The organism is Brevundimonas vitisensis, from assembly GCF_016656965.1.
GTDB classification, from domain to species: Bacteria; Pseudomonadota; Alphaproteobacteria; order Caulobacterales; family Caulobacteraceae; genus Brevundimonas; species Brevundimonas vitisensis.
In genome coordinates this window covers 1,864,912-1,890,568 of the sequence record NZ_CP067977.1, presented here as the reverse complement: position 1 = coordinate 1,890,568, position 25,657 = coordinate 1,864,912, and the positions used below count along the sequence as shown (strand labels likewise).

General features: G+C 68.8%; 23 protein-coding genes. 10 read left to right on the top strand and 13 right to left on the bottom strand.

All coding sequences use genetic code 11. The features are described 5' to 3' along the window. Positions 1-8 precede the first annotated feature (8 nt). The 6 genes from mnmE to hemE all read right to left on the bottom strand — a co-directional run bounded on the left by mnmE (position 9) and on the right by hemE (position 5,973). Complete coding sequence (gene mnmE / locus JIP62_RS09525; protein WP_201101958.1) at positions 9-1,316, bottom strand: tRNA uridine-5-carboxymethylaminomethyl(34) synthesis GTPase MnmE; 1,308 nt, start codon at positions 1,314-1,316, stop codon at positions 9-11. Positions 1,317-1,385: 69 nt separating this feature from the next. Then, positions 1,386-1,616 carry a DUF6489 family protein gene (locus tag JIP62_RS09520; RefSeq protein WP_201101957.1) on the bottom strand — a complete coding sequence of 77 codons (231 nt, stop codon included), beginning with the start codon at positions 1,614-1,616 and terminating at the stop codon, positions 1,386-1,388. A gap of 118 nt (positions 1,617-1,734) precedes the next feature. Further along, positions 1,735-3,147, bottom strand: coding sequence for a transcription termination factor Rho (gene rho / locus JIP62_RS09515; protein ID WP_201101956.1), 1,413 nt, complete (start codon positions 3,145-3,147; stop codon positions 1,735-1,737). Positions 3,148-3,359: 212 nt separating this feature from the next. Then, positions 3,360-3,827 carry a CopD family protein gene (locus tag JIP62_RS09510; RefSeq protein WP_201101955.1) on the bottom strand — a complete coding sequence of 156 codons (468 nt, stop codon included), beginning with the start codon at positions 3,825-3,827 and terminating at the stop codon, positions 3,360-3,362. After that, entirely contained in the window at positions 3,824-4,909 is a 1,086-nt protein-coding gene (gene hemH / locus JIP62_RS09505) for a ferrochelatase (protein ID WP_201104691.1), read from the bottom strand. The genes JIP62_RS09510 and hemH overlap by 4 nt, the downstream gene beginning before the upstream one ends. After that, the gene (hemE, locus tag JIP62_RS09500; RefSeq protein WP_201101954.1) at positions 4,909-5,973 is read right to left on the bottom strand and encodes a uroporphyrinogen decarboxylase; all 1,065 of its coding nucleotides are present in this window, start codon (positions 5,971-5,973) and stop codon (positions 4,909-4,911) included. Before hemE ends, hemH begins: the two co-directional genes overlap by 1 nt. Before the next feature lie 529 nt (positions 5,974-6,502). Here hemE and JIP62_RS09495 point away from each other — a divergent pair. Genes JIP62_RS09495 through dnaQ form a run of 5 tightly spaced genes read left to right on the top strand, consistent with a single transcriptional unit; the run spans position 6,503 to position 10,113 of the window. Next, positions 6,503-7,372 carry a pyruvate, water dikinase regulatory protein gene (locus tag JIP62_RS09495; RefSeq protein ID WP_201101953.1) on the top strand — a complete coding sequence of 290 codons (870 nt, stop codon included), beginning with the start codon at positions 6,503-6,505 and terminating at the stop codon, positions 7,370-7,372. Positions 7,373-7,416: 44 nt separating this feature from the next. Beyond that, on the top strand, positions 7,417-7,956 hold the full coding sequence (locus JIP62_RS09490) for a Maf family protein (RefSeq protein WP_407932734.1): 540 nt from the start codon (positions 7,417-7,419) through the stop codon (positions 7,954-7,956). Beyond that, a complete protein-coding gene (locus JIP62_RS09485; RefSeq protein WP_201101952.1) occupies positions 7,953-8,786 on the top strand; it encodes a shikimate dehydrogenase family protein in 834 nt (277 codons plus the stop codon). Before JIP62_RS09490 ends, JIP62_RS09485 begins: the two co-directional genes overlap by 4 nt. Then, entirely contained in the window at positions 8,783-9,403 is a 621-nt protein-coding gene (gene coaE, locus JIP62_RS09480) for a dephospho-CoA kinase (RefSeq protein WP_201101951.1), read from the top strand. The genes JIP62_RS09485 and coaE overlap by 4 nt, the downstream gene beginning before the upstream one ends. A gap of 5 nt (positions 9,404-9,408) precedes the next feature. Further along, complete coding sequence (dnaQ, locus tag JIP62_RS09475; RefSeq protein ID WP_201101950.1) at positions 9,409-10,113, top strand: DNA polymerase III subunit epsilon; 705 nt, start codon at positions 9,409-9,411, stop codon at positions 10,111-10,113. A 25-nt stretch (positions 10,114-10,138) separates the two neighbouring features. Here the strand turns inward: dnaQ and secB are convergent, their stop codons facing one another. Next, positions 10,139-10,648, bottom strand: a complete 510-nt coding sequence (gene secB, locus JIP62_RS09470; protein ID WP_201101949.1) for a protein-export chaperone SecB — start codon at positions 10,646-10,648, stop codon at positions 10,139-10,141. A gap of 221 nt (positions 10,649-10,869) precedes the next feature. Between secB and timA the strand changes: the two genes are divergently transcribed. Together timA and JIP62_RS09460 are read left to right on the top strand one after the other, a co-directional pair. Further along, positions 10,870-11,508: a TIM44-related membrane protein TimA gene (timA, locus tag JIP62_RS09465; RefSeq protein WP_201101948.1), complete on the top strand. Its 639-nt coding sequence runs from the start codon at positions 10,870-10,872 to the stop codon at positions 11,506-11,508. Beyond that, a complete protein-coding gene (locus JIP62_RS09460; RefSeq protein WP_230974714.1) occupies positions 11,505-12,692 on the top strand; it encodes an MltA domain-containing protein in 1,188 nt (395 codons plus the stop codon). The genes timA and JIP62_RS09460 overlap by 4 nt, the downstream gene beginning before the upstream one ends. A gap of 590 nt (positions 12,693-13,282) precedes the next feature. Here JIP62_RS09460 and JIP62_RS09455 read toward each other — a convergent pair. Next, positions 13,283-13,747, bottom strand: a complete 465-nt coding sequence (locus tag JIP62_RS09455) for a hypothetical protein (RefSeq protein WP_201101947.1) — start codon at positions 13,745-13,747, stop codon at positions 13,283-13,285. Further along, entirely contained in the window at positions 13,744-15,312 is a 1,569-nt protein-coding gene (locus JIP62_RS09450; RefSeq protein ID WP_201101946.1) for a helicase HerA-like domain-containing protein, read from the bottom strand. The genes JIP62_RS09455 and JIP62_RS09450 overlap by 4 nt, the downstream gene beginning before the upstream one ends. A 129-nt stretch (positions 15,313-15,441) precedes the next feature. Between JIP62_RS09450 and JIP62_RS09445 the strand changes: the two genes are divergently transcribed. After that, complete coding sequence (locus JIP62_RS09445; protein WP_201101945.1) at positions 15,442-15,948, top strand: hypothetical protein; 507 nt, start codon at positions 15,442-15,444, stop codon at positions 15,946-15,948. Between the two features lie 109 nt (positions 15,949-16,057). Beyond that, positions 16,058-17,479, top strand: coding sequence for a dihydrolipoyl dehydrogenase (gene lpdA / locus JIP62_RS09440; protein WP_201101944.1), 1,422 nt, complete (start codon positions 16,058-16,060; stop codon positions 17,477-17,479). Positions 17,480-17,633: 154 nt separating this feature from the next. Here lpdA and JIP62_RS09435 read toward each other — a convergent pair whose 3' ends face one another. From JIP62_RS09435 to fsa, 3 genes are read right to left on the bottom strand one after another with little or no spacing between them, the layout of a single operon-like run. Further along, positions 17,634-18,548, bottom strand: coding sequence for a tyrosine recombinase XerC (locus JIP62_RS09435; RefSeq protein ID WP_230974713.1), 915 nt, complete (start codon positions 18,546-18,548; stop codon positions 17,634-17,636). Continuing rightward, a complete protein-coding gene (locus tag JIP62_RS09430; protein ID WP_230974712.1) occupies positions 18,545-19,279 on the bottom strand; it encodes a DUF484 family protein in 735 nt (244 codons plus the stop codon). Before JIP62_RS09430 ends, JIP62_RS09435 begins: the two co-directional genes overlap by 4 nt. A 29-nt stretch (positions 19,280-19,308) precedes the next feature. Beyond that, positions 19,309-19,962 (bottom strand): fructose-6-phosphate aldolase, encoded by a 654-nt coding sequence (gene fsa, locus JIP62_RS09425; protein ID WP_201101943.1) that lies wholly within the window; start codon positions 19,960-19,962, stop codon positions 19,309-19,311. Positions 19,963-20,145: 183 nt separating this feature from the next. Here fsa and JIP62_RS09420 point away from each other — a divergent pair, with 183 nt between their 5' ends. Beyond that, entirely contained in the window at positions 20,146-22,308 is a 2,163-nt protein-coding gene (locus JIP62_RS09420; protein ID WP_201101942.1) for a primosomal protein N', read from the top strand. Positions 22,309-22,486: 178 nt separating this feature from the next. On the opposite strand, the gene putA is transcribed toward JIP62_RS09420, so the two are convergent. After that, positions 22,487-25,615, bottom strand: coding sequence for a bifunctional proline dehydrogenase/L-glutamate gamma-semialdehyde dehydrogenase PutA (gene putA, locus JIP62_RS09415; protein ID WP_201101941.1), 3,129 nt, complete (start codon positions 25,613-25,615; stop codon positions 22,487-22,489). Between the last annotated feature and the right edge of the window lie 42 nt (positions 25,616-25,657).

Genomic DNA, 25,657 nt, shown 5'->3' with positions numbered 1-25,657 from the left:
AAACAGCCCTATTTGCCGATGCAGAAGGTCGAAAAGACCTCGCCCAACACATCCTCAACATCGATCGCGCCCGTCACGCGCGCGAGGGCCTGGGCCGCACGTCGCAGATCGTCACCCGCCATTTCCGGTCCCACCGACAGGGCCGACCGCGCGGCCGCCACTGCGTCGCGCGCCTCGCTCAAGCGACGCCGATGCCGTTCGCGAGTGACGGCCGGAAAGTCAGAGCCCGCCAAGTCGCGGGCCAGCCTCGCCGCGATCCAATCGTGCAGCTGGGAAAGCCCCTGCCCTGTGAGCGGGCTCACGGCAAGGGATTCGAAGCCTTCAACCGACGCGGCAAGACCGCGATCGGCCTTGCTCAGAATGACCAGATCTCCCGGCTGGGCGTGATCGGCAGCGGCCCCTTCGGGATCACCGGGGGCACGCACCCACAGGCGCAGTTCCGCCTCCGCCGCCCGGACCTGGGCACGGCGAACCCCCTCGGCCTCGACCGGATCATCCGTCGGCCGGAGCCCGGCGGTATCAGACAGGGTCACAGCATAGCCGCCGATCACCAGCTGAGCATCGAGCACATCCCGGGTGGTACCGGCGACGGGCGTCACAATCGCGGCCTCTCGCTCGACCAGGGCGTTGAACAGCGACGACTTGCCCGCGTTGGTCTCGCCGATCAGGACGATCCGGTAGCCATCCCGCACCCGTTCGCCCCGCTGCCCGTCGGCCAGAGCGCGGTCGAGATCGCCAAGAAGGCGGTCCAGAATCGGGCCCGCATTGGACGCCAGATGATCGGGCACATCCTCGTCGGGGAAGTCGATCTCGGCCTCGACCAAGGCCAGGGCCTGCAGCAGATCGCGCCGAAAACCCGCATAGGTGGCCGACAGCGCGCCGGCCAATTGACCCAGGGCCTGATGGGCTTGGGCCTGGGTCTCGGCATCGATCAAATCCGCCACGGCCTCGGCCTGCGCCAGATCCATCCGGCCATTCTGGAAAGCGCGGCGCGTAAACTCGCCCGGTTCAGCAGGACGAATACCTATGGCGATCAGGGCTGCCGTCGCCGCCTCGACGATCGCCCGCCCCCCGTGCAGATGCAGCTCGGCGCTGTCTTCGCCCGTATAGGACTGTGGTCCGACAAACCGCAGCACCAGCGCCTGATCGATCCGGTCACCCTGGTGAGACAAGGCCTTCAAGGTCGCGAGGCGCGGCGTGGGTCGCCCCGCACCCAGGGCATCAAGGGCACGATTAGTGTCCGGCCCCGACATACGGATCACGGCGATTGCGCCCCGACCGGGCGGCGTGGCGAGGGCGAAGATGGTGTCCATCATCTATATCACGTGGAAAAGATCATGCTTTCTCCTCTCCGTTCACACGGCAGATGGGGAGGAGACTCGCAATCAGCCCTTTGCCACGGCGCTTTCCATCAGACGGCGGAACTGATCCTGAGCTTGGAGGCCGAAGCTGGTCCAGGTCTTCATGAGTTCTTCCGGCTGCATCGCCGACATATTGGCGTCCATCCGCTTCTTCATCTCGGCGACCAGATGATCGTTCAGCGGCTCGACATTAGGCAGACCCAGAAAGGCGCGCGCTTCAGCCGGTTCGCATTCAATCTCGATATTGACCTTCATCCTAGCCTCCGTGTTTCACGTGAAACGTCGTTTGGGTCCTGCCGTCCGACGCGCGGTGCCGGGTTGCTTGACGACAGTTTCAGGCCGCTGGACGCGGACCGAAACCGCCGCCTCCGCCTCAGGTGTTCATCGACTGGAAGAAGTCGCCGTTGTTCTTGGACTGGCGCAGCTTGTCCAGCAGGAACTCGATCGCATCCTGCGGCCCCATCGGATTGAGGATGCGGCGCAGGACATAGGTCTTGGTCAGCTGCTCCTTCGGCGTGATCAGGTCTTCCTTGCGCGTGCCGGACTTGAGCACATCGATGGCGGGGAAGATGCGCTTGTCGGCCACCTTGCGATCCAGAACGATCTCGGAGTTGCCGGTGCCCTTGAACTCTTCGAAGATCACCTCGTCCATCCGGCTGCCGGTGTCGATCAGGGCGGTGGCGATGATGGTCAGAGACCCGCCCTGTTCCACGTTGCGGGCGGCACCGAAGAAGCGCTTGGGCCGCTGCAGGGCATTGGCGTCGACGCCCCCGGTCAGGACCTTGCCCGACGAGGGAACGACCGCGTTATAGGCACGGCCGAGACGCGTGATGGAGTCCAGCAGGATGACGACATCCCGCTTGTGCTCGACCAGACGCTTGGCCTTTTCGATCACCATTTCGGCGACGGCGACGTGGCGGGTGGCCGGTTCGTCGAAGGTGGAGGCGATGACCTCGCCCTTCACCGTGCGCTGCATGTCGGTGACTTCTTCGGGCCGCTCGTCGATCAGCAGCACGATCAGGAAGACCTCGGGATGGTTCCGCTCGATAGACTTGGCGATGTTCTGCAGCATCACCGTCTTGCCGACCCGCGGGGGGGCGACGATCAGGCAGCGCTGACCCTTGCCCAGGGGGGCAACGATGTCGATGACCCGGCCCGAGCGGTCTTTCAGGGTCGGATCGTCGATCTCCATATGCAGCCGCTCTTCGGGATACAGCGGCGTCAGGTTGTCGAAATTGACCTTCGTGCGGACCGTTTCCGGGTCCTCGAAATTGATGGTGTCGACCTTCAGCAGGGCGAAATAGCGCTCGCCCTCACGCGGGCCCCGCACGGTGCCGTGGACCGTGTCACCCGACCTCAGGCCGAAACGGCGGATCTGCGACGGCGAAACGTAGATGTCGTCCGGTCCGGGCAGGTAGTTGGCGTCGGGGCTGCGCAGGAAGCCGAAGCCGTCCGGCAAAACCTCCAGCACCCCATCGGCCGAGATCTCGACCTCTTCATCGGCCAGGGTCTTCAGGATGGCGAACAGCAGGTCCTGTTTGCGCAGGGTCGAGGCATTCTCGATCTCCAGCTGTTCGGCGAAGGCCACCAGATCGGCCGGCGTCTTGGCGTTCAGCTCAGCCAGGGTGATCCGGCCATTGGGCACGATTGGCTCGCCGTCCTCCTCCTCGGCCTCCTGATCCACCAGACTGTTGTCGGGCAGGGACATGTCGCGCGGAGCCTCGACCTCAGGGGTCTCTTGCGCCGTGGGCATTTCGGTCTCGGGGGTATCGGTGGAGTCGGTCATGGGCATGCGATCATGAGCAGCGCGCCGCGCGACACAGGGTCAGGCGGGCGGAGAGGAAACTGGCGATGTGTGGCCTGTCGGCCGGGTGGGAAGGCAACGGTCGTCCCAGGCCGCAAAGGGCGAGGGCGTCGCAAGAGAAGGGCACTCCGACCGATCCGGACGGAGCTCACTCCAGCGAAACCACGGACCGGGGGTCCGGGTCAAGCGGGGCCTCAGCCCAGGGTCCATTCCGTGGTCACAGACAGCACCATGACGATGGCGATGACGAACGGGATTTCATTGGTCATGCGCCAGAACCGGCCGGTGCGGACGCTGGTGCCCGCCCGAACCCGGCGGCCCTCGGCCGTCAGAAACCCGTGCCAACCGGTCAGGGCCAGGACACCGGCCAGTTTGGCGATCATCCAGGGCTCCAGCAGAAAGCTCCAGCCGCGCGCCGTGCCATCCAGCCAGATCAGCCAGCCCCCGAATAGCCAGGCCGCCCCCATGGCCGGCCCCAGGATGATGCCGGACAGACGCTGTTGCCAGGTCTGCAACAGGGACCGCATCTGAGTCCGCAGGGGTTCGGGCTTGTCGGCCTGTTCGGCGTCATAGGCGTACAGACGCGGCAGGAACAGAAGCCCGGCCATCCAGGCGATCACCGCCAGGATGTGCAGACCCCGCGCCAGGTCATAGGCGCTCACGCCGACCGCCCCGCCTGGCCCTGCCCGCGCTCGGCCTGACAGGGACAGGCCTTCCATCGGCCTTGGCATCCCGGCCCGAAGGGGGCTGTACCCGCACGACCCAGCGACTGGGTCACCGCCTCGGCCAGGGTGTCGATGAACGGAGCCGCGACGCTGACGGTCGGGGTCCGCAGATAGGGGCTGACGCCCTTCTCGTGGGCCAGCTCGGCATATTCCTGATCCAGTTCGACCAGGGTCTCGATGTGTTCGGAGACGAAGGCCACAGGCACCACCACGGCACCGACGCCATCCCGGCCCGCCTGTTCGATGGCATCAGGCGTGGACGGACCCAGCCATTTCATCGGCCCGACGCGGCTCTGGTAACAGACGGTCCAGTCCGTCAGGCCGGCAGCCTGGGCAACATCGGCCACCGTGCCCTCGACCTGTTCCTGATAGGGATCGCCCTTTTTGGTGACCAGCATCTCGGGAATACCGTGGGCCGAGAACAGCACCCGCATGGGGCGGTCGCCGGCCTGGGCCAGGGCGGAGCGGATCGCCTTGGCCTGAGCCGTGACCCAGCCCGGTGCCTGGGGATAGCAGCAGATGGTCCGGCTGCGACCCGAACCGGCATAGGCCGCCTTCCAGGCCTGAAGCGAAGACTCGGTCGTCGTTGTCGAAAACTGCGGATAGAGGGGCAGCAGCACGACCTCGTCGGGCCCCCAGACGGCCACGTCCACCGCCGTCTCTTCGGTCAGGGGATGCCAGTAGCGCATGGCGATGAAGACCTTGACCTCATCGCCCGGCAGCCGCGCGGACAGCGACTGCGTGAGCGCCTCGGCCTGGGCTCGGGTTTCGGCCAGAAGGGGTGAGCCCCCGCCCGCGTCCATCAGGGCATAGTTGGCCTGGGCGCTCGCTTCGCGGCGAGAGGAGATCAGCCGGGCCAGCAGGGTGCGGAACGGCTGGGGCAGGCCGATGATGGCCGGATCCCGGAACAGGTTGAAAAGAAAGGGTTTGACTGAGGCCGCATCGTCCGGCCCGCCGAGGTTGAACAGCACCACGGCCAGCCGACGGCCACCGGTCGGCCCCTCGCCCGGCCCCGACATCATTGCGCGCCGATCCGTTTCAACACCTGCTCCACATGGGCCACCGGCACGTCGGGCAGGATGCCGTGGCCGAGGTTGAAGATCCATGGACCCTGGCCCCAGGCCTCGACAAGCTGGTCCACCCTGCGGTCCAGTGCCGCGCCCCCGACGCGCAACAGCAGCGGGTCCAGATTACCCTGGATCGGTTTGATCGCCTGCACCCGTTTGCCGACCTCCAGGGGACAGGCGGTGTCCAGCGCCACGGCCTGGACGTCGACCTCGGCGGCATAGCGTTCGGCATGGGCCGCCGAGCCCCGCGGAAAGCCGATCAGCGGAACCGTCACGCCCAGTTCCCGCACCCTGGCCACGAGGGCCTGATGCGGGCGCAGAACCAGGCGGTCGAACAGATCGTCGGGCAGGCCCTCGGCCCAGCTCTCGAAAATCTTCAGCACCTGGGCCCCGGCGTCGGCCTGCATCTTCAGATAGCGGGCCGTGGCCTCGACCAGCACCTCCAGCGTGCCGTCGACCTTGTCCGGCTCGGCATAGGCGTAGGATCGGGCGGTGGCCCGCTCGCCCTTGCCGATCGTGTTGTGGTGCCCGTCCAGCATATAGGTGGCCACCGTCCAGGGCGCGCCGGCGAACCCGATCAGGGCCCGCTCCGGCTCGGGCTCCAGCGCCGCACGGACCAGGCTGAGGGTCTGGCCGACCTGATGCAGATGATCACCGGCTCCGTCGGCCAGTTCCCGCATCCGCCCGACCGAGGGCATTTCGCCCAGACGCGGCCCCTCGCCCGTCTCGAACCAGACGTCCTGGCCCAGGGCCCGGGGGATCAGCAGGATGTCCGCAAAGACGATGGCCGCGTCAAAGCCGAACCGGCGCATCGGCTGCATCGTCGCCTCGGCCGCCATCTCCGGGTTCAGGCAGAAGGCGATGAAATCGGGAGCCTCGGCGCGCAGGGCCCGGTATTCGGACAGATACCGCCCCGCCTGACGCATGAACCATACCGGAGGCCGATCCGGTGTCCGCCCATCCAGGACCTGAAGAAGGCGAGACGGATTGGCCGGGCGCGATGAGGACTGGATCATGCATCGGGCTTTACGAGCCCCGGTCCCAGGCCTCAAGCCCGGCGTTCTTCCTTCCCTGAACAAGATTAGAATCGAAGAGTCGAAGAAGCAGGCTGGAGGCGGGATGACGGGGATAATTTCCGCCGGAAAAGGTCTCTGACCGCCTCTGTCCACGGACCGACGCGCCGGTCAGCGGGGCTGGGATAAGCCCTGTTGAGAGCGGGGACAAATCTTAATCAGGTCTTAACATCAAGGAGATGACGAGCCCGATCCTCCGTATGAGGTCGGTGTGTCGTTAAGTCTTCATTAACCTTTTCCCCAGGCAGAACCGCCGACCTCGCCCGAGAGGGGACAAAGTGGCGGTAGAGGGCCCAAGTTCTCCCTCACGATCCCCGCTCGCGACCGGGCGACGCCGGCGCTATAGGATTCGGCACACCGGCCGGGCCCAGTTCCCAACACCGCCGTCCACAGAAACAGGGTCTTGGCCCCCAGCACTGTCCCGGATCATCATGACCGCCCGCACAAACGTCCGTCGCCCGAGCGTCCGCATATGAGCCCTGCCCGTCCGCCCGGAGCCCACAGGCTGGCCACCTATTTCCACGTCCACCTGGTTTCGGATTCGACCGGGGAAACCCTGAACGCCATGGCCAAGGCGGTAGTGGCCCGTTTCGACGGGGTCATTCCCATCGAGCACATCTATGCCCTGGTCCGGTCGTCCAAACAGCTGGACCGGGTGCTGGAAGAGGTGGCGGCGGCGCCGGGGGTCGTTCTGCACACCCTGGTCGATCGCGAACTGCGCGAACAGCTGGAGGAAGGCTGCCGGCGGCTGGACATGCCGCAGATTGGGGCCCTGGATCCCCTGGTCGGGGCGCTGTCCCGCTATCTGGGCGCGGCGCTGTCGACGCGGGTCGGGGCGCAGCACGCGCTGGACCATGAATATTTCAACCGCATCGCGGCCCTGGACTATGCCATGGCCCATGACGACGGTCAGGGGACGGCCGAGCAGCTGGAAAGTGCCGATGTCGTGCTGTGCGGGGTCAGCCGCACGTCAAAGACTCCGACCTGTATCTATCTGGCGCACCGGGGCATCCGCGCGGCGAATGTGCCCCTGGTGCCGGGACAGGAGGACGGCGAGCGGCTGGTGGCCCTTCGCAACCCGCTCGTGGTGGGACTGACGGTCTCGCCCGATCGCCTGGTGCAGATCAGGAAGAACAGGCTGGACGGGCTGAACGCCAACCGGGCCTCCAACTATGTCGATCATGACGCGGTGCGTGAAGAGACCGTCAAGGCCCGGCGGGCGTTCGAACGGCGCGGCTGGCCGGTGATCGACGTGACACGCCGCTCGGTCGAGGAAACGGCGGCGGCCATCGTCAATCTGTTGAGCGAGCGGCGGACCCACCGCCTGGGGACGAGCTGGTGAGCGGCCCGCTTGTTCTGGCTTCCGGTAGTGCGGCCCGGCGGGCCATGCTGGCCGATGCGGGACTGGTGTTCACCGTCCAGACCTCCGACGTGGACGAGGCCGCGCTGAAGACGCCCGGCGCCGATCCGGCGGAACTGGCCTGCCGCCTGGCCGAGGCCAAGGCCCTGGCGGTTTCCGCCTCCATGCCGGGCGCCTGGGTCATCGGCGGCGACCAGACCCTAGCCTTCGACGGCGGCCTGATCTCCAAGGCCCGGTCCCTCGATGAGGCCCGTCAGCGACTGAGCCAGATGCGCGGACGATCCCACACCCTGCATTCGGGAGCGGCACTGGTGCGCGACGGCGCGGTGGTCTGGTCGGGTGTCGAGACCGCGACCATGGTGATGCGCGACATCTCCGACCCGTTCCTGGACACCTATCTGGCGACCGAGGGCGAGGCGCTTCTGGCCTGTGTCGGGGCCTATCGGCTGGAGGGTCTGGGCGCCCAGCTGTTCGACCGGGTCGATGGGGATTATTTCACGGTCCTTGGTCTGCCGCTGTGGTCGCTTCTGGCGGCCCTGCGCCGCGCCGGGGCAATCGCCTCGTGACCGGGCGCGCGATCAGCGGGGCTGCGGTCGTGGCCGGCGTGACCGGGCGTCCGATCGCCCAGTCGCTGAGCCCGCTGCTGCACAATGCCTGGATCGCCGCGGCGGGCCTGGATGCCGCCTATGTGCCCTTTGCGCCGCAGGACGAGGCCGGGTTCGATACCCTGATCGCGGCCGGGCGGGCGGGACTGATCCGGGGCCTCAATGTCACCGCCCCGTTCAAGGCGCGGGCCCTGGCCTGTGCCGATGACGTCCTGCCCACGGCACGGGCCTGTGGATCGGCCAATCTGCTGGTGTTCGAGGACGGCCGGATCACGGCGGACAGCACCGATGGCGAAGGCCTGGTCCTGGCCCTGGCGGAACAGGCTCCGGCCCTGACTCTGGACGACGCGACGGCGGTGGTCCTGGGGGCCGGTGGCGCGGCGCGCGCTGCCGTGGTCGCCCTGTCGCAGGCCGGGGCCGAGGTCTGGATCATCAACCGCACCGAGGCCACGGCTCTGGCCATGGCCGAGGACCTGTCCACGCCGGATCGTCCGGTCCGCATCGGCGATGCGGCCCTTGGCCAGGCCGATCTGGTCGTCAATGCGCTCAGCGTGCCGCCGACGATCGCTCTGGACGGACTGAAAGCCGGGGCCGTGCTGATGGATATGACCTATCGCCCCCTCGAGACGGCCTTTCTGGCGGCGGGCCGGGCCCGGGGTCTGACCGGTGTGGATGGGCTGGCCATGCTGATTGGTCAGGCCCGGCCCTCCTTCCGGGCCCTGTTCGGCGTGGATGTGCCCGATATCGATGTCCGATCGCGGGCGCTGACCTTTCTGGAGGACCGGGGATGATCCTGCTGGGCCTGACCGGGTCGATCGGCATGGGCAAGTCGACCACCGCCGCCCTGTTCGCCGAGATGGGGGCAGTGGTCTGGAATGCGGACGAGGCGGTTCATGCCCTGTATGCGCCGGGCGGGGCGGCGGTCGCGCCGATCGATGCGGCCTTTCCCGGCGTGGTCAGCGAGGGCGCGGTGGACCGCACCCGTCTGGCGGCGGCGCTCGGCAGCGATCCGGCAGCCTTTGCCCGGCTGGAGGCGATCGTCCATCCTCTGGTCGCCATGGGCCGGATGCAGCAGCTGCAGGCAGCCGCTGCCGCCGGCGTGAAACTGGCCGTGCTGGATATTCCCCTGTTGTTCGAAACGGGGGGCGAGCGATCGGTCCATGCGGTGGTGGTGGTGACGGCCCCGCCCGAGGTTCAGGCCGAGCGCGTCCTGGCCCGGCCCGGCATGACCCGCGAACGGTTCGAGGCGATCCTGGCGCGACAGGTCCCGGACGCCGAGAAACGCCGCCGGGCCGACTTCATCGTCGATACCGGCCAGGGGATGGAGGCTGCGCGGACGCGGGTGCGCGAAATCGTGGGGACGGTTCTGGCCCCGGGCTGGACGTCTCCGCGCGAAGCAGAGCACTAGGGACCATGGCCCGCGAGATCGTTCTGGATACCGAAACCACCGGCATCGACCCGAAACAGGGGCACCGGCTGATCGAGGTCGGCTGTATCGAGATCGAGGATCTGATCCCGACCGGACGGACCTTTCACAGCTTTGTGGACCCCGAGCGGCTGATCGATCCCGATGCGATCCGGGTGCACGGCATTACCGACGCCAAGGTGCGGGGCGCGCCCAAATTCCGCGAGGTCGTGGGCGATCTGATGGCCTTTATCGGCGATGCGCCGATCATCGCCCACAATGCGGCCTTCGACCGGGGTTTCATCGACCATGAGTGCGGACTTTGCCGCCATGCCGTTCTGCCCGCCAGCCGGTGGATCGACACCCTGGCCCTGGCGCAGAAGCGGTTTCCGGGCATGGCCAACTCGCTGGATGCCCTGTGCCGCCGGTTCAAGATTTCCCTGACCGAGCGGACCCTGCACGGGGCGCTGATCGATGCCCGCCTGCTGGCCGAGGTCTATCTGGAGCTTCGCGGGGGCAAGGCCCGGGCCCTGGACCTGTCGGCGGTGCGGGGACCGACCACGGCCGAGACCGTCGCCGCGGGCGGCTATGGACCCCGTCCCCGGCCCCTTGAACCGCGATCGACCGAAGCGGAGCGCCTGGCCCATGTCGCCCTTTTGTCCAAGGTGCTGAAGGACCGGTCTCTGTGGGCAGCCTATGGCGTAGAGACCTGAGGGGCCTCTAGCGCCGCCCCCCGGCTCAGGCCTGGCCGACCTCGTTCGGCGCGCGGGCGATCTGGGCCTGGCGCTGCGCATAGATGCCGGCGAAATCGATCGGGTCCATCATGAAGGGCGGATAGAAGCCGCCGTCCGCCGTCGCCTTGGCCACCACTTCGCGGGCGAAGGGGAACAGATAGCGCGGACATTCGATCAGCAGCATCGGCTCGATGTCCTTCTCGGCCACGCCGGTCAGCTGGAACAGGCCGCCATAGACCAGTTCGACATGGAAGACCGGGGTCGTCTCGGCCGTGGCCTTGATCGACAGCTTCAGGTCCACTTCGAACAGACCATCGGGGCGGCCCTGGGCGTTCATCTCGACACCCAGGTCGATGGCCGGCTTGCCCTCGACGCGCAGGCTTTCAGGGGCCTTGGGGTTCTCGAACGACAGGTCGCGGACATACTGGACCAGGATGCGGAAGCCCGGCGTGGGCGGCGTGCCCTGGACAGCACCGTTGGAGGGGGCGTCGGCGGGGGTGGTGGTGTCGGTCATGAGGGCGCGGCCGGATCTGTGATGTGGGTCGGGCACCGCCTGCGGCACCGCGATTGAGGCGCGGCGACTAGCATGGGCTCCCGGACGGGGCAACGCCGCGCAAATCGCCGCACCGGGCGGATTCCGGTTCGCCTGACGCGCGTTGGACGGTGCGCCGTGCCTTGCGTCCCCCTATATCAGCCCCTAATCCAAGTCCTCCGCGTCCTTCGCGCCAGTCAGGTATGCCCGTGCCGGTTCAGTTCCAGCTCGTCATCTTCGCCGCCATCGCCGCCTTTGTGCTGTTCCAGCTGTATAATGTGCTGGGCAAGAAGGTGGGTCGCCAACCCGAGGACGATGCCCGCGCCAAGCCGCCCCTGGTCGGCCCCAATCCGGCGACCGCCGAACCCGAGCGCAAGCTGCCGGTGCTGGACGCCGCGACCCAGGCCGCCATCGCCGGCCTGAAGGCCCGCGACCCGGCGTTTGACCCCCACCGCTTTCTGGAGGGAGCGCGCCAAGCCTATGAGACCATCGTGCGCGGCTATGCCAGCGGTGATCGCCCGACCCTGACGCCTCTGCTCAGCGGCCCCGTCATGGCCTCCTTCGAGCACGGCATGGCTGCCCGCGAGACGCGGGGCGAGACCGAGGTGGTCGAGTTCGTCCATCCGCCGCGTGCCGACTTGGAAATGGCCGACGCCGCCGGCGACAAGGCCACGGCCCGCGTCCGCTTCCTGGCCGAGATCCGCAGCCGGATCACGGCCGAGGGCAGCACCGAAGAGCGGATCGAGGAACGCCGCACGGCCGAGCAGTGGACGTTCGAGCGGACGCTGGGTTCCAGCGACCCGAACTGGGTCCTGGCCCGCGTCGAGCCCGCCACCGCATGATCGGCGGCCGCCGCGGGATGCAACCCGAGGTGGCGGTCAGACAGTCGTGGCTGATCGGGGCGCTCGGCCTGGTCCTGGCCGGGTGTGCGGGGACGGTCCCGCCCTCCTCGCCCTCCCCCATCGGTCCGGTGGCACCGCCGCAGACACAGGCCCCGCCGCCGGTGAGGCCGCAAACGCCCGCGGTCCAGGGGGACAGCCCCGCCGCCCTGCCCGGCTGGGATCAGGAAGACCATTTCGCCGCCTTCCATGCCTATCTGGCCGGATGCGGCGCGGCGCGCGATGCGGCGGGCCGGACTGTCTGTGCCCGCGGCCGGGCTCTGGCTGCCGCCGGACCCGTCAGCCCGAGCGAGGCCCGCGACTTCCTCGAGACCCAGTTCATCGTCGTGGAAGCCCGCACGGCGGACGGCAGTCCGGGTCGGCTGACCGCTTATTTCGCACCCGAATACGCCGCCCGACGCGTCGCCGATGCAGTATTCGACACCCCGATCCTGGCGGCGCCTGCCGATCTGAGCCGCACGCCCCAGGGGGTGGTCCAGGTCCGGCCCGACGGCACCACCGGTCCCTATCCGGAACGCGCCGCCATCGAAGCGGGCCCGCCGCCGTCCGCCGTTCTGGGCTGGATGAAGGCCGAAGACCTGTTCTTCATGCAGATTCAGGGGTCGGGCTATCTGACGTTCGAGGACGGAGGCCGTGTCCGGGCCGCCTATGCCGCCGACAACGGACGACCGTTCCGAGGCATCGCCACCCCAATGGCCCAGCAGGGGCTGCTGCCCCCCAACGGCACCTCGGGCGAGGCGATCCGCGCCTGGCTGGCCGACCACAGGGGGGCTGAGGCCCGCGCCGTCACCGCCCTGAACCCCCGCTATATCTTCTTCCGGGCCGATCCCGATGACGGGGGCCATCCCGCAGGGGCGGCGGGCATCCCCCTGCCCGCGCGCCGCGCCATCGCGGTCGATCCGGCCAGCTGGACCTATGGCGATCTGGTGTGGATCCAGGCCGAGGGCGGCAATCTGATCGGGGCGCGGGCCAGTTACCACGGCCTGGTCATGGCCCTGGACACCGGGTCGGCCATCCGCGGCCCGGTCCGCGCCGACCTCTATCTGGGCCGAGGCGAGGCCGCCGGGCTGGAGGCGGGTGCCGTACGCCATCCCTTGCGGATGTGGCGGCTGGTGCCGAGGGGCTGAACCGGCGGTCATCGACCGTCATCCTGAAAGGCACCGGACAGGCCAAAGCCCGCTTCGGCCCGCAGCCGAAACGTGCGGAGCGCGGGCGGCTGGCCCGGCTCCTGGGCTCCTCCGTTTCCTGCCGGAGGACGCCCGGCACTAACCTCTGACAGCAGGACGGTGCGAATGTCCGCAACGGGTGGAAAGCGGACGTTGCCGAGACGCAGCCTTCCACTAAGTTGACGCAATGACCCTCGAGGAACTGAGGTCCCACCTGCGCGCGATCCTCGCGAAAGAAGAGGCAAGCCCAATAGACTGGGTTTCTGTCGACCGACTGTGCTTGGAGCTAATCGGGAGACTAAGGAAGGGGAAGGAGCCCCCTTTCCCGCACGAAGTTGCCTACCACTACCTCGATGACCCTGACATCCGGCGGAAGGACGAGGCATACGGTCGTGGTCAGCGTTTGAGGCTACAGCGATGGCTGGACGGCGAGGACGTCTCGGATCGCGGTCTCTTGCCGTAAAGTCCGCAACGGGTCGGGAGCAGGCATTAGGATATAGCCGGGCAGCGGACGTTCGCCCTCAGAACGGCACCGGACGTGCTGGATATGGTTAGGAGCGGGAAGCGGACCCTGTCCTCTTTAGGGCGGCCTGAAAGGCTTCGGGCTCCCGCAGATGAAGGCCGATCCGCCTACCGTCGCTTGTTTCGACTATTAGCGATGACCGCAAAAGCCGACGGTGAACCTCTACCCGCCGTATATTCGACAGCGGAACCGAGAGTTCGAGGCCCAAAAGCTCTGGCAGAAACATCAGGTTGAACGGGAAAAAAGGGCTGACGATCAGGGCCCGGTCCGTGACGACCACGATCAGGCAGTTATTGGCACCGCCGAGCCGACCAAGAAAACTCCCGTCGTTCCATCCGGAAGCCGCTCTTTCCTTGAACGGAGAGTTCTTCGGGACGCGCGGAAAAATGGGTTTATCCGCACTTAGGCGGTAGGCGACTGAAGCCGCGATCAGACCGCCGATCCAAAGAAACGGAAACGCGATCAGCATCCCCTCAAGCCATGGATTGTTCATCGCCGCCTCAGGCCGCCCAGGACGCCGCGCAGGAGTTCGCGGGTCAGGGTGGAGCCGGCGGTGCGCAGGACCGATTTGGTCAGGGCCTCGACCGGGGTTTCGCGGGTGGAGCGACGCGCGGCCGGTTTGGCGCGGGCGGCCTCGCGGTCCAGGCGGGCCTGTTCCTTTTCGCGGGCGGCGGCGGCCTTTTCGGCTTCGCGGGCTTTGAGCGCATCGGCCTTGGCCTGGGCGGCCTCGGCGGCAGCCTGAGCCTCGGCCTGATCGGCGGCGGCGTGGCGGGCGGTCAGGACCTCGTGGGCCGACTCGCGGTCGATGGCGGTGTCATACAGGCCGCGCACCGGGCTCTGGGCCATGATTTGGGCGCGCTCGGCCTCGGTCGCGGGGCCCAGGCGGCTGTCGGGCGGGCGGATCATCGTGCGGGCGACCACGGTGGGGGCGCCCTTTTCGTCCAGGACCGAGACCACCGCCTCCCCCACCCCCAGGGCCTGGATCACTTCGGCGGTGTCGAAGGCCGGATCGGCGCGGAAACTGTCGGCGGCGGCCTTCAGCCCGCGCTGCTCCGACGGGGTATAGGCGCGCAGGGCGTGCTGGATGCGGTTGCCCAGCTGGGCCAGGACGCTGTCGGGGATATCGGCCGGGTTCTGGGTCACGAAATAGACGCCGACGCCCTTGGACCGGATCAGGCGGACGACCTGTTCGACCTTTTCCAGCAGGGCCTTGGGCGCATCGTTGAACAGCAGGTGGGCCTCGTCGAAGAAGAAGACCAGCCGGGGTTTTTCCGGGTCGCCGATCTCGGGCAGCTGTTCGAACAGCTCCGACAGCAGCCACAGGAGGAAGGCGGCATACAGGCGCGGGCTGTTCATCAGCCGGTCGGCGGCCAGGACATTGACCTGGCCCCGCCCGTCCAGGCCGGTGCGCAGCATGTCCTCCAGCCGCAGGGCCGGTTCGCCGAATAGGGACTGTCCGCCCTGTTGCTCCAGCTGCAGCAAGGCACGCTGGATGGCGGCGATGGAGGCGGGGGCGACATGGCCGGCCTCGCGCCCGATGCGCTCCGCATTCTCGCCGACATGGACCAGCAGGGACCGCAGATCGTCCAAGTCTAGCAGCAGCAGGCCTTCCTTGTCCGCCACATGGAAGGCGACGGTCAGGACGCCCTCCTGAACCTCGTTCAGGTCCAGCATCCGCGCCATCAGGACGGGGCCGATCTCACTGACTGTGGCACGGACGGGGTGGCCCTTCTGCCCATACAGGTCCCAGAAGACGGTGGGGGCGCCGCGCGGGGTCAGGGTCAGGCCCATGGAGGCGGCGCGGGCGGCCAGCTTTTCGTTCGGCGATCCGGCCATGGCGATGCCGGACAGGTCGCCCTTCACATCGGCGGCAAAGACCGGGACCCCGGCGTCGGAAAACCCCTGGGCCATGATCTGCAGCGTCACCGTCTTGCCCGTGCCGGTGGCCCCGGCGACGACGCCGTGCCGGTTTGCTCGCTTCAGCAACAGGTGCTGGGCCTGGACGGCACCCTCCGGGCCGGACTGGCCCAGGAACAGGCCGGGGACGGGATCGGTCATGGTTGGGGGCTCTCCGGTGACAGACCCTGATTAGCCGAGCCGGCTGCGCCGCTCCAGCCCGGCCGACCGGCGATCTGTGGGCAGGGCCGTTAACCGTGTATAGGAGGGGCGATCATCGGAGGTGGCGTGATGAAGATCCTGCGTTTCGTGCTGATCCTGGCCGTCATGGGCTATGCGGGCTGGCTGGCCTGGCCGCTGCTGTCGCCGCTGCTGGACGGGACGGGCCTGTCGCTGGAGGGCCCAGGTCTTGAGAGTGGGGGGCCGTTCGGCATTCCGGTGGCGGCCCTGTGGATCGGGGCGGCGGTGCTTTATCTGGTCGCGGCCCTGATGCTGGGGGCGGGCAATCCGCGCGCGGCGGTGGCCTATTTCCTGGGGTTCGTGGCCGATGCGGTGCTGAGACTGGCCATCGACCAGGGCCGGTCGGGCGCGCCGGACGTGGCGGCTAGGTCTGGCAAGCCGGGCGACTTTCAGGCGCAGGATGCCGGACCGATGAGTTTGCCGGGCGAGGTGTCGTCCAGCCTAGGCATTGATCCGACCTGGCTGGTGCTGGGGGTTCTGGTCCTGATCGGGGTGCTGGTCTTCGTCGCGAGCCGTCGAAGGCGCCGCGTCCGCATCCCGGGCCGACTCGCGGCCTGAGCCTTCGTCCCCATATGAGGCCCAGACAGAACCTGGACGGTTGATTCCGGCGGATGGAACGCTAGGGTCCGGCCGCTCGCCTCCCCCGCGACCTATGCCCGAGGATTTCATGGCCGACACCGCCTCCAAGACCGCCGCAACCGCCTATGACGTCGTCATCATCGGCGGCGGGCCGGGTGGATACAATGCCGCCATCCGGGCGGGGCAGCTGGGCCTGAGCGTCGCCTGTGTCGAGATGCGCGAGACCCTGGGCGGCACCTGCCTGAACGTCGGCTGCATGCCCTCCAAGGCCCTGCTGCATGCCTCGGAGATGTTCGAGGCCGCCAACACCGAATTCGCCAAGATCGGCATCGAGGTCGCGCCCAAGCTCAATCTGGACCAGATGCATGCCTCCAAGAACGAGAGCGTCACCGCCCTGACCAAGGGGATCGAGTTCCTGTTCAAGAAGAACAAGGCCGTCTGGATCAAGGGCAAGGGCAGGATCACGGGCCCCGGCACCGTCGAGGTCGAGGCTGCCGACGGGTCGAAGACGACGCTGAGCGCCAAGGACATCGTCATCGCCACGGGTTCGGAGCCCACGCCCCTGCCGGGCGTCGATTTCGTGCCGGGCAAGGTGGTGGATTCGACCGGGGCCCTGTCCCTGCCCGCCGTGCCGAAAAAGCTGATCGTCGTCGGTGCCGGGATCATCGGCCTGGAGCTGGGCTCGGTCTGGCGCCGCCTGGGGGCCGAGGTGACGGTGGTGGAATATCTGCCGCGCATCACGCCGGGCATGGATTCGGACCTGGCCACCGCCTTCCAGCGCGCCCTGACCAAACAGGGCATGAGCTTCAAGCTGGGCTCCAAGGTCACCGGGTCGAAGGTGACGGATGCGGGCGTCGAGCTGACCGTGGAGCCGGCCGCCGGCGGCGCGGCCGAGACCCTGACCGGGGATGTGGTCCTGGTGGCCATCGGACGTCGTCCCTATACGACCGGTCTGGGGCTGGAGACCGTGGGGGTCCAGACGGACAAGCGCGGCGTGATCGTGGGCGACCACTTCAAGGTCGCGCCCGGCCTGTGGGTGATCGGCGACGTCACGACCGGCCCGATGCTGGCCCACAAGGCGGAAGAGGATGCCGTCGCGGCCATCGAGCTGATCGCGGGCAAGGCCGGTCACGTCGACTACAACCTGGTGCCCAGCGTGGTCTATACCTTCCCCGAGGTGGCGTGGGTCGGCAAGACCGAGGACCAGCTGAAGGCCGACGGCGTCGCCTACAAGTCCGGCAAATTCCCGTTCAGCGCCAACAGCCGCGCCAAGATCAACCATGAGACCGACGGCTATGCCAAGGTCCTGGCCGATGCCGTGACCGACCGCATCCTGGGCGTTCACATCATGGGGCCCCAGGCGGGCGAGATGATCGGCGAGGCCTGTATCGCCATGGCCTTCGGCGGCGCCTCGGAAGACATCGCCCGCACCAGCCACGCCCACCCGACCCGCTCCGAAGCCGTCAAACAGGCGGCCATGGGCGTCGAGGGCTGGACGATGCAGGCGTGATGCTTCTCCCTCCCCTTCATGGGGAGGGATGATCGCGAAGCGATCCGGGTGGGGACGTGTCCACTCGGCAAGGCCTTTGGCTTTCTCTGAACATCCCCACCCGCGCTCGCTAGGCTCGCGGTCGCTCCCCATGAAGGGGAGGGAGAGGGCGGCTTCACGCCCGTGGATGCGCTGCGGCGTAGGCGGTGAGGAGGCGGGCGGCGTCGACGCCGGTGTATTTCTGAGTGGTCGACAGGCTGGCGTGGCCCAGCAGTTCCTGGATCGAGCGCAGATCGGCCCCGGCCCCCAGCAGATGGGTCGCAAAACTGTGGCGCAGGGCGTGGGGGGTGGTGCTGTCGGGTAGGCCGAGGCGTCCGCGCAGGCGCTGGACCGTGGCCTGGACCTGACGGGGACTTAAGCGCCCGCCGCGTCTGGCCCGGAACAGGGGCTGGTCGGGGGCGGAGGGCCAGGGGGTCAGGGCCTGGTAAGCCTGCACCGCCGCGCGGACGGCCGGCAGGACCGGGGCCATCCGGGTCTTGCCGCCCTTGCCGGTGATCCGCAGGGCTTCCGGCAAGGGGGCGTCCGCGCCGGTCAGGGACAGGGCTTCGGAAATCCGCAGGCCGCAGCCATACAGCAATGACAGGACGGCCCGGTCGCGCGCAGCCTCCCAAGGCTCGGCGTCGGGGTCCAGGGCCGGCTCGTTCAGCAGGCCGCGCGCCTGATCCTCGGTCACCGGGCGGGGCAGGCTGGCCTTGACCCGGGGACCGCGCACCAGGGCCAGTTGCGGGGCAGGTGTACCGCAGCGCCGGTCCAGAAAGGTGTGAAAAGTGCGGATGGCCGACAAGGTCTGGGACAGCGACCGGGCCGCCAGAGGGTGATCGCCCCCTCGCCGCTCGGCCAGATGGGCCCGGACCTCGGCGGCGGTGACGGTGCCCAGGTCGGACAGGCTCAGGGCCTCGCCCCGGTGGCGCTCCAGAAAGGCGATGTAGAGGCGGCCGATATGGCCATAGGCCTCCAGGGTGCGGGGCGACAGGCGGCGCTCATGGGCCAGATGCTCCAGCCAGGCGGCCAGGGCTTCGGGCGCGGTCAACCGGCCACCGGCCAGCGTTCGGCCATCCGTTCGACCACGCGGGCGATGAAGGCGGCCAGCTCGCAGCCCATGGCGGGGGTGAAGCCGTCCGCCTCGGTCGAACCGAAGGCGCACAGGGCGTGGCGGGCCGTGCCGTCCGGCCCGATGCGCGGGGCCATGCGGATCAGGGCAATGGACTGGATGGTGTCCTCGACCGCGCCGAACAGATTGAGGCCCTCGATCCGGGGGCCCAGCCAATGGAGGCCGTCCTCGCTCATCAGGCGATCGACGCTGCCTGGATCCAGCGCCCGCCAGCCGAAGGGGATGACCCCGGGCTTTTCCAGGGCGATGGCAGCCCCGGCGACGCCGAACCGGGCCTGGGCCACCCCGTCCAGACGCCGCGCCAGGTCCGAATGGCCCGTGGCCTCCATCAGATCAAGGGCGGCAACGTGGGTCTGGGTCTGGGCGGCGAAGTTGGCGCGGGCAATGGTTTCGATGCGGCGGCGGGCATCGGTCTCGCGCTCCACCACCGCTTCCAGCCGGGCCTCGACCCGGCCCAGGGCGGCGGTGCCGAAGTCCACGACATTGCGGTCCGTGGCGCGCAGACCCAACTCTTCCAGCAGGGCGCGATCCTCGGTCAGGGGCCCGGGATGGGCGTGCAGCCACGCGCGCACGCGCGGCCAGTGCAGGCCGTCAGAGAGAGGATCGTCGCCGTTTGCGGCGTCTTCGAAGAGGTCCAGCGACGTGCCCACCGAAACTCCTTCAAAGGAAAAACGGGCGTTTACAGAATCGACTGACCGGTCTTGCCCCAGTCCGCCAGGAAGGCATCAAGCCCCTTGTCGGTTAAGGGATGTTTTATCAACGCCTTGAAGGTGTCGGCCGGAAGCGTCGCGGCGTCGGCACCGGCCAGGGCGGCGGCGCTGACATGGGCCGGATGGCGCAGGGAGGCGGCCAGGATCTCGGTCTCGAACCCGTGGATGTCGTAGAGGGCGCGGATCTCCTCCAGCAGCACACTGCCGTCCGCGCCATGGTCGTCCAGCCGCCCGACGAAGGGCGAGACGAAGGTGGCCCCCGCCTTGGCCGCCAGCAGGGCCTGGGCCACCGAGAAGCACAGGGTGACGTTGGTCTTGATGCCCTTGTCGGCGAAATTGCGCGCGGCCCGCAGTCCGTCCCAGGTCAGAGGCAGTTTGACGACCACGTTCGGGGCGATGGCCGCCAGCTTGTCGCCCTCCTTGACCATGGTCTCATAGTCGGTGGCGACGGCCTCGGCCGAAATGGGCCCCTCGACGAGGGCGCAAATCTCGGCGATGACCTCGGCGATGTTCCGGCCCGACTTGGCGATCAGCGACGGATTGGTGGTGACGCCGTCCACCATCCCGGTGGGCAGCATCTCCTTGATGACGGCGACGTCGGCGGTATCGAGAAAGAGTTTCATGGAGGTGGTCTTTAGCGGGACAGCGAGAGTGAGGCGAGAGCCAAAATCCTCCCCCAATGGGGGAGGGGGACCGCGAAGCGGTGGAGGGGGTAAACCGCAGACACCGAGTCTGGATTGGGCCCCCTCCGTCACGGCGCGAAGGCGCGCCGTGCCACCTCCCCCAATGGGGGAGGAACTGCTGCCATGATCGTCGCCACCGTTCTCATTCCCCTGCCGGTGCCGGAGGCCTTCGACTATGAGGCGCCGGAGGGGGTGGTGCTGGCGCGGGGGGACCAGGTGGCCGTGCCGCTGGGGCCCCGGACCCTGCGCGGCATCGTCACCGAGGTGCGCGAGACGACCGGATCGAACCGGCGGCTGAAGGCGATTGAGGCGCGGCTGGACGATCCGCCCCTGCCGCCCGGCACTCTGGACTTCGTCGAATGGGCCGCGCGCTGGACCCTGAGCCCGCCCGGCGAGATGGCGGCCATGGCGCTGAAGGGCCTGCGAGGGCCCCGTCCCCGGCCGGAACGGCGCGTGCGGCGGGTCGGCGAACGCACCCCGGCCCGGCCTACCCCCGCGCGGCTGGCGGTGCTGGCGGTTCTGGGCGAGCGGGCCATGGCGGCGGCCGACCTGGCGCGGGCCGCCGCCGTCTCCTCCGGAGTGGTCAAGGGGCTGATCGACGAGGGGGTGCTGGAGATTATCGAGATCCCGGCCGAGGCGGGTCTCGATGCGCCCGACCCGGACCATGCCCCGGCCCGCCTGAACGCCGACCAGGCGGCAGCGGCGGCGGTCATGGGCGAGGCGGTCACGACCGGCGGCTTTCACCCCTTCCTGCTCGACGGGGTGACCGGCTCGGGCAAGACCGAGGCCTATCTGGAGGCGGCGGCGCGCGCGCTGCGGGCCGATCCGGGGGCGCAGATCCTGATCCTTCTGCCCGAGATCGCCCTGACCCAGGCGCTGATCGCACGCCTCACCGACCGGTTCGGGGCCGCACCGGCGGAATGGCATTCCGGCATTGCCCCGCCGCGCCGCCGGCTGGTGTGGGAGGCGGTGGTTGCGGGCCGCTGCAACATCGTGGTCGGGGCACGCTCGGCCCTGTTCCTGCCGTTCACCAACCTGAAGCTGATCGTGGTCGACGAGGAGCACGACGGCTCGTTCAAACAGGAGGACGGCCTCGTCTATCACGGGCGGGACCTGGCCGTGGCGCGGGCCCGGATCGAGGGGGCCACCGTGGTCCTGGCCTCGGCCACCCCGTCGCTGGAGACCCTGGCCAATGCCCAGGCCGGGCGATACGGCTGGCTGCGGCTGGAGGCCCGGCACGGAGCGGCGGTCCTGCCCGACATCACCCTGCTGGACCTGCGCCAGACCCCGCCCGATCCCCAGACTTGGCTGTCCGAGCCGCTGCGCACCGCGATCGCCGAGACCCTGATGGCCGGGGAGCAGACCCTGCTGTTCCTGAACCGGCGCGGCTATGCCCCTGTGGTGCTGTGCCGGGCCTGTGGTCACCGGATGACGGCCCCCGATACCGACAGCTGGCTGGTCGAGCATCGCTATACCGGGCGGCTGGTCTGTCACCTGACGGGCTTTTCCATGCCCCGGCCCAAGCATTGCCCGGCCTGCGGGGCGGAGGACACCCTGGTCGCGGTCGGCCCCGGCGTCGAGCGGGTGGAGGAGGAGGTCAAAAGCCTGTTCCCCCAGGCCCGCACCGCGGTCTTCAGCAGCGACACCGTCCCCGATGCCCGCGCCGCCCGCGCCCTGATCCAGGCCATGGCGGACGGAGAGATCGACATCCTGGTGGCGACCCAGGCGGCGGCCAAGGGGCACAATTTCCCGCGCCTGACCCTGGTCGGGGTGGTGGATGCGGACCTGGGGCTGAGGGGCGGGGACCTCCGGGCGGCGGAGCGGACCTTTCAACTGTTGACCCAAGCGACCGGGCGGGCAGGGCGGGCCGACCGGCCGGGCCGGGCCCTGCTGCAGACCTGGACGCCCGAACATCCGGTGTTGATCGCCCTGGCGGCCGGGGATCGCGATGCCTTTGTCGCCGCCGAAATGGCAGAGCGCGAGGCGGCGTCCCTGCCGCCCTTCGGGCGTCTGGCGGCGCTGATCCTGTCGGGCGAGAACGGCGAGGCGGTCGAGAAGACGGCCCAGGCCCTGGCCGCCTCCATTCCCAATGCCGAACGGCTGGAGGTCTACGGCCCCGCCGACGCCCCCCTGGCCCTGGTCCGGGGGCGGCGGCGCAAGCGGCTGCTGGTCCGGGCCGACCGCGACGTCGACCTGCAGGGCTTCCTGCGCGCCTGGCTGGCACGGGTGAAGGTGCCCGGCTCGGTGCGGCTGACGGTCGATGTGGATCCGTACAGCTTTCTGTAGGGCAGCACCCCTGTTTCGTCATTCCGGGGCTTGGCGCAGCCAAGAACCCGGAACCCCGGACCTGGTCACGGACCTCAAGCTCACGGCGACGCGAACGTCGTCCCCCTGGGTTCCGGGTTCGCTCTGCGAGCGCCCCGGAATGACGACCCCAAAAGTGTCGATACGATCTCTGATGGACCTACAGGTTCAGCAGGGCCGGGTCGCCGCCCTGGGCGGAGATGTTGTTGCTGATGGCCTTCTCGGCGGCATAGCGGATCAGGCTGTTGGGGCCCCCGGCCTTGGGGCCGGTGCCGGACAGGCCCTCGCCGCCGAAGGGCTGGACGCCGACGACGGCACCGGTGATCGAGCGGTTGATATAGACATTGCCGGCCGGGACCCGGGCGATGACTTCCTCGGCAAAGGCCTCGATCCGGCTGTGAACGCCCAGGGTCAGGCCATAGCCGCGCGCCGCCAGCCTGCGGGCCACGTTCGCCAGATCGGCCGGGTCGTAGCGATAGATGTGCAGGATGGGGCCAAAGACCTCACGCTCCAGGAAGTCGGGCGTGGGGATTTCGGCGATGGTGGGGGCGAACAGGTCGCCGCGGGTCGCGCCCTCCGGCATGGCGGCGCGGGCGATGACCTTGGCCTCCTTTGACAGACGCTCGACATGGGCCTCCAGCGCCTGACGGCTTTCGGCGTCGATGACCGGGCCGATGTCGGTGGCCGGGTCGGTCGGATCGCCCAGGACCTGGGCCGCCAGGGCCCCCTTCAAGCCCTCGATCAGGCTGTCGGCCGAGTCCTTGGGGGCATAGAGGATGCGCAGGGCCGAGCAGCGCTGGCCCGCCGAGCCGAAGGCCGAGACGATGACGTCGTCGATGACCTGTTCGCGCAGGGCGGTGGTGTCCACGAACATGGCGTTCAGCCCGCCCGTCTCGGCGATGAAGGGCAGGATGGGACCGGGCCGGGCCGCCAGGGACCGGTTGATGGCGGCGGCGGTGTCGGTGCCGCCGGTGAAGGCCACGCCATCGATCCCGGGATGGCTGACCAGGGCCGCGCCCACGGTCTCGCCCCGGCCGGGGACCAGGGCCAGAAGGTCGGGGTTCAGACCGGCCTTGTGGAACAGGCGTACGGCCTCGGCGGCGATCAGAGGGGTCTGTTCGGCAGGCTTGGCCAGGACGGCATTGCCCGCGGCCAGGGCGGCGGCAACCTGGCCGGTGAAGATGGCCAGGGGGAAGTTCCAGGGGCTGATGCAGGCGAAGACGCCCCGGCCGTGCAGGACCAGGCGGTTGGTCTCGCCCACCGGGCCGGTCAGGGGCTGGGGCCCGCCGAAGTCGCGCTCGGCCAGCATGGCGTAGTAGCGGCAGAAGTCGGCCGCCTCGCGCACCTCGGCCACGCCGTCGTTCAAGGTCTTGCCCGCCTCGCGGCTGAGCAGGGCGACCAGCCGGTCCAGGTCCGCTTCCAGCGCATTGGCCATGGCACGCAGAACGGGCGCGCGTTTCGATCCACCGGAGCGGTCCCAGGCCACCTGGGCGCGCGACGCAGCGTCGACGGCGGCATCCAGGTCGGCGGGCGTGGCCTCGGACACATGGCCCAGGACCTGATGGCGGTCATAGGGGTTGGTCACGGTGCGCGGATCGGTCCCGGCCAGCAGGCGCCCGCCGACGATGGGGCCGGAGGTCCAGGTTTCCGCATCGGTGCGGGCCAGGGCCGCCGCATGGCGCTCGCGGTCGGCCTTCTGGGAATAGTCGCGGCCCAGCGAGTTCTGGCGGTCCATATAGATGTCCTTGGGCGTGGGGATCTTGGCGTGGCGGTCGGGGTGGGCCTCGACCGAGGTGATGGGGTCGGCGGCGACGGCGGAGGCAGGCACCCGCTCGTCCAGCAGGGCATGGACGAAGGAGGAGTTGGCCCCGTTTTCCAGCAGACGGCGCACCAGATAGGGCAGAAGGTCCTCATGCCCGCCCACGGGGGCATAGGCGCGGACGGTGATGGGGCCAAAGGTGTCGATGGCGGCGTCGTACAGCGCCTCGCCCATGCCGTGCAGGCGCTGGAACTCGATCTTCACGCCGGAATCCCGGGCCATCCGATGCACGGCGGCCAGGGAATGGGCGTTGTGGGTGGCGAACTGGGCATAGAGATGCGGGGCCGCATCGATCATGGCCCGGGCGCAGACCAGATAGTTCAGGTCGGTCGCCGCCTTGGTGGTGAAGACCGGATAGTCGGTCCGGCCCAGGACCTGGGCACGTTTGATCTCGGTGTCCCAATAGGCACCCTTGACCAGCCGGACCATCAGGCGACGGCCCGATGTGCGGGCCAGCTCGGCCACGCGGGCGATGACCTCGGGTCCGCGCTTCTGATAGGCCTGAACAGCCAGACCCAGACCCTTCCACTCGCCCAGCTCCGGCTCGTGCGCCAGACGGTCCAGGAGTTTCAGCGACAGGGCCAGACGGTCGGCCTCCTCCGCATCCATGGTGAAGTTGATGTCGTGGGACGCCGCGATCCGGGCCAGCCGCAGGATGCGGGGATAGAGCTCGTCCCAGACGCGGCCCTCATGCGTGGCCTCATAGCGGGGCGACAGGGCCGACAGCTTGACCGAGACGCCGTGCCCGGCCTCCGGCCCCTGACCCTTGGCCGTCTTGCCGACGGCGGCGATGGCCTCGGCGTAGATGCGTTCGTAGCGTTCGGCGTCGGCGGCGGTGCGCGCCCCCTCGCCCAGCATGTCGAAACTGCACAGCCAGCCCTCGCGGTTCGATCGTTTCAGCGCCGCCTCGATGGTGCGGCCGACCACGAACTGTTCGCCCATGATGCGGACGGCGGCGGCCACGGCCTCGCGGATCACCGGCTCGCCCAGGCGGCCGACGACGCGCTTCAAGAAGCCGGGCAGGTCGCTGCGGGCCTGATCGTCGACATCGACCAGCTTGCCCGTCAGCACCAGGCCCCAGGTCGAGGCATTGACGAACAGGCTGTCGGACTGACCCAGGTGGCTGGCCCAATCGGCCGAGCCGATTTTTTCGGCGATCAGCCGGTCGCGGGTGTCCTCGTCCGGGGTGCGCAACAGGGCCTCGGCCAGGCACATCAGGGCCAGGCCCTCTCGGGTGCCCAGCGAAAACTCCTGCAGGAAGCTCTCGACGACGCCCTGTTTCTTGACGCTGGCGCGGGCGCGCTGGACCAGGGTTACCGCCTCGGCGACCACGGCGGCACGGGCGGCCCCGTCGAGGGGATTATGGCTCAGCAGAGCCCGCACAGAGGCCGCTTCGTCCGCATACTTGCCGTGATCCAGCGTATCCCAGTCCTGGGTTAGGGCGATCGGGGACGAAACGTGTGCGCTCATGATCCCCACATACGCCCTTCTCCCGTGCGGGGGGAAGGGCTA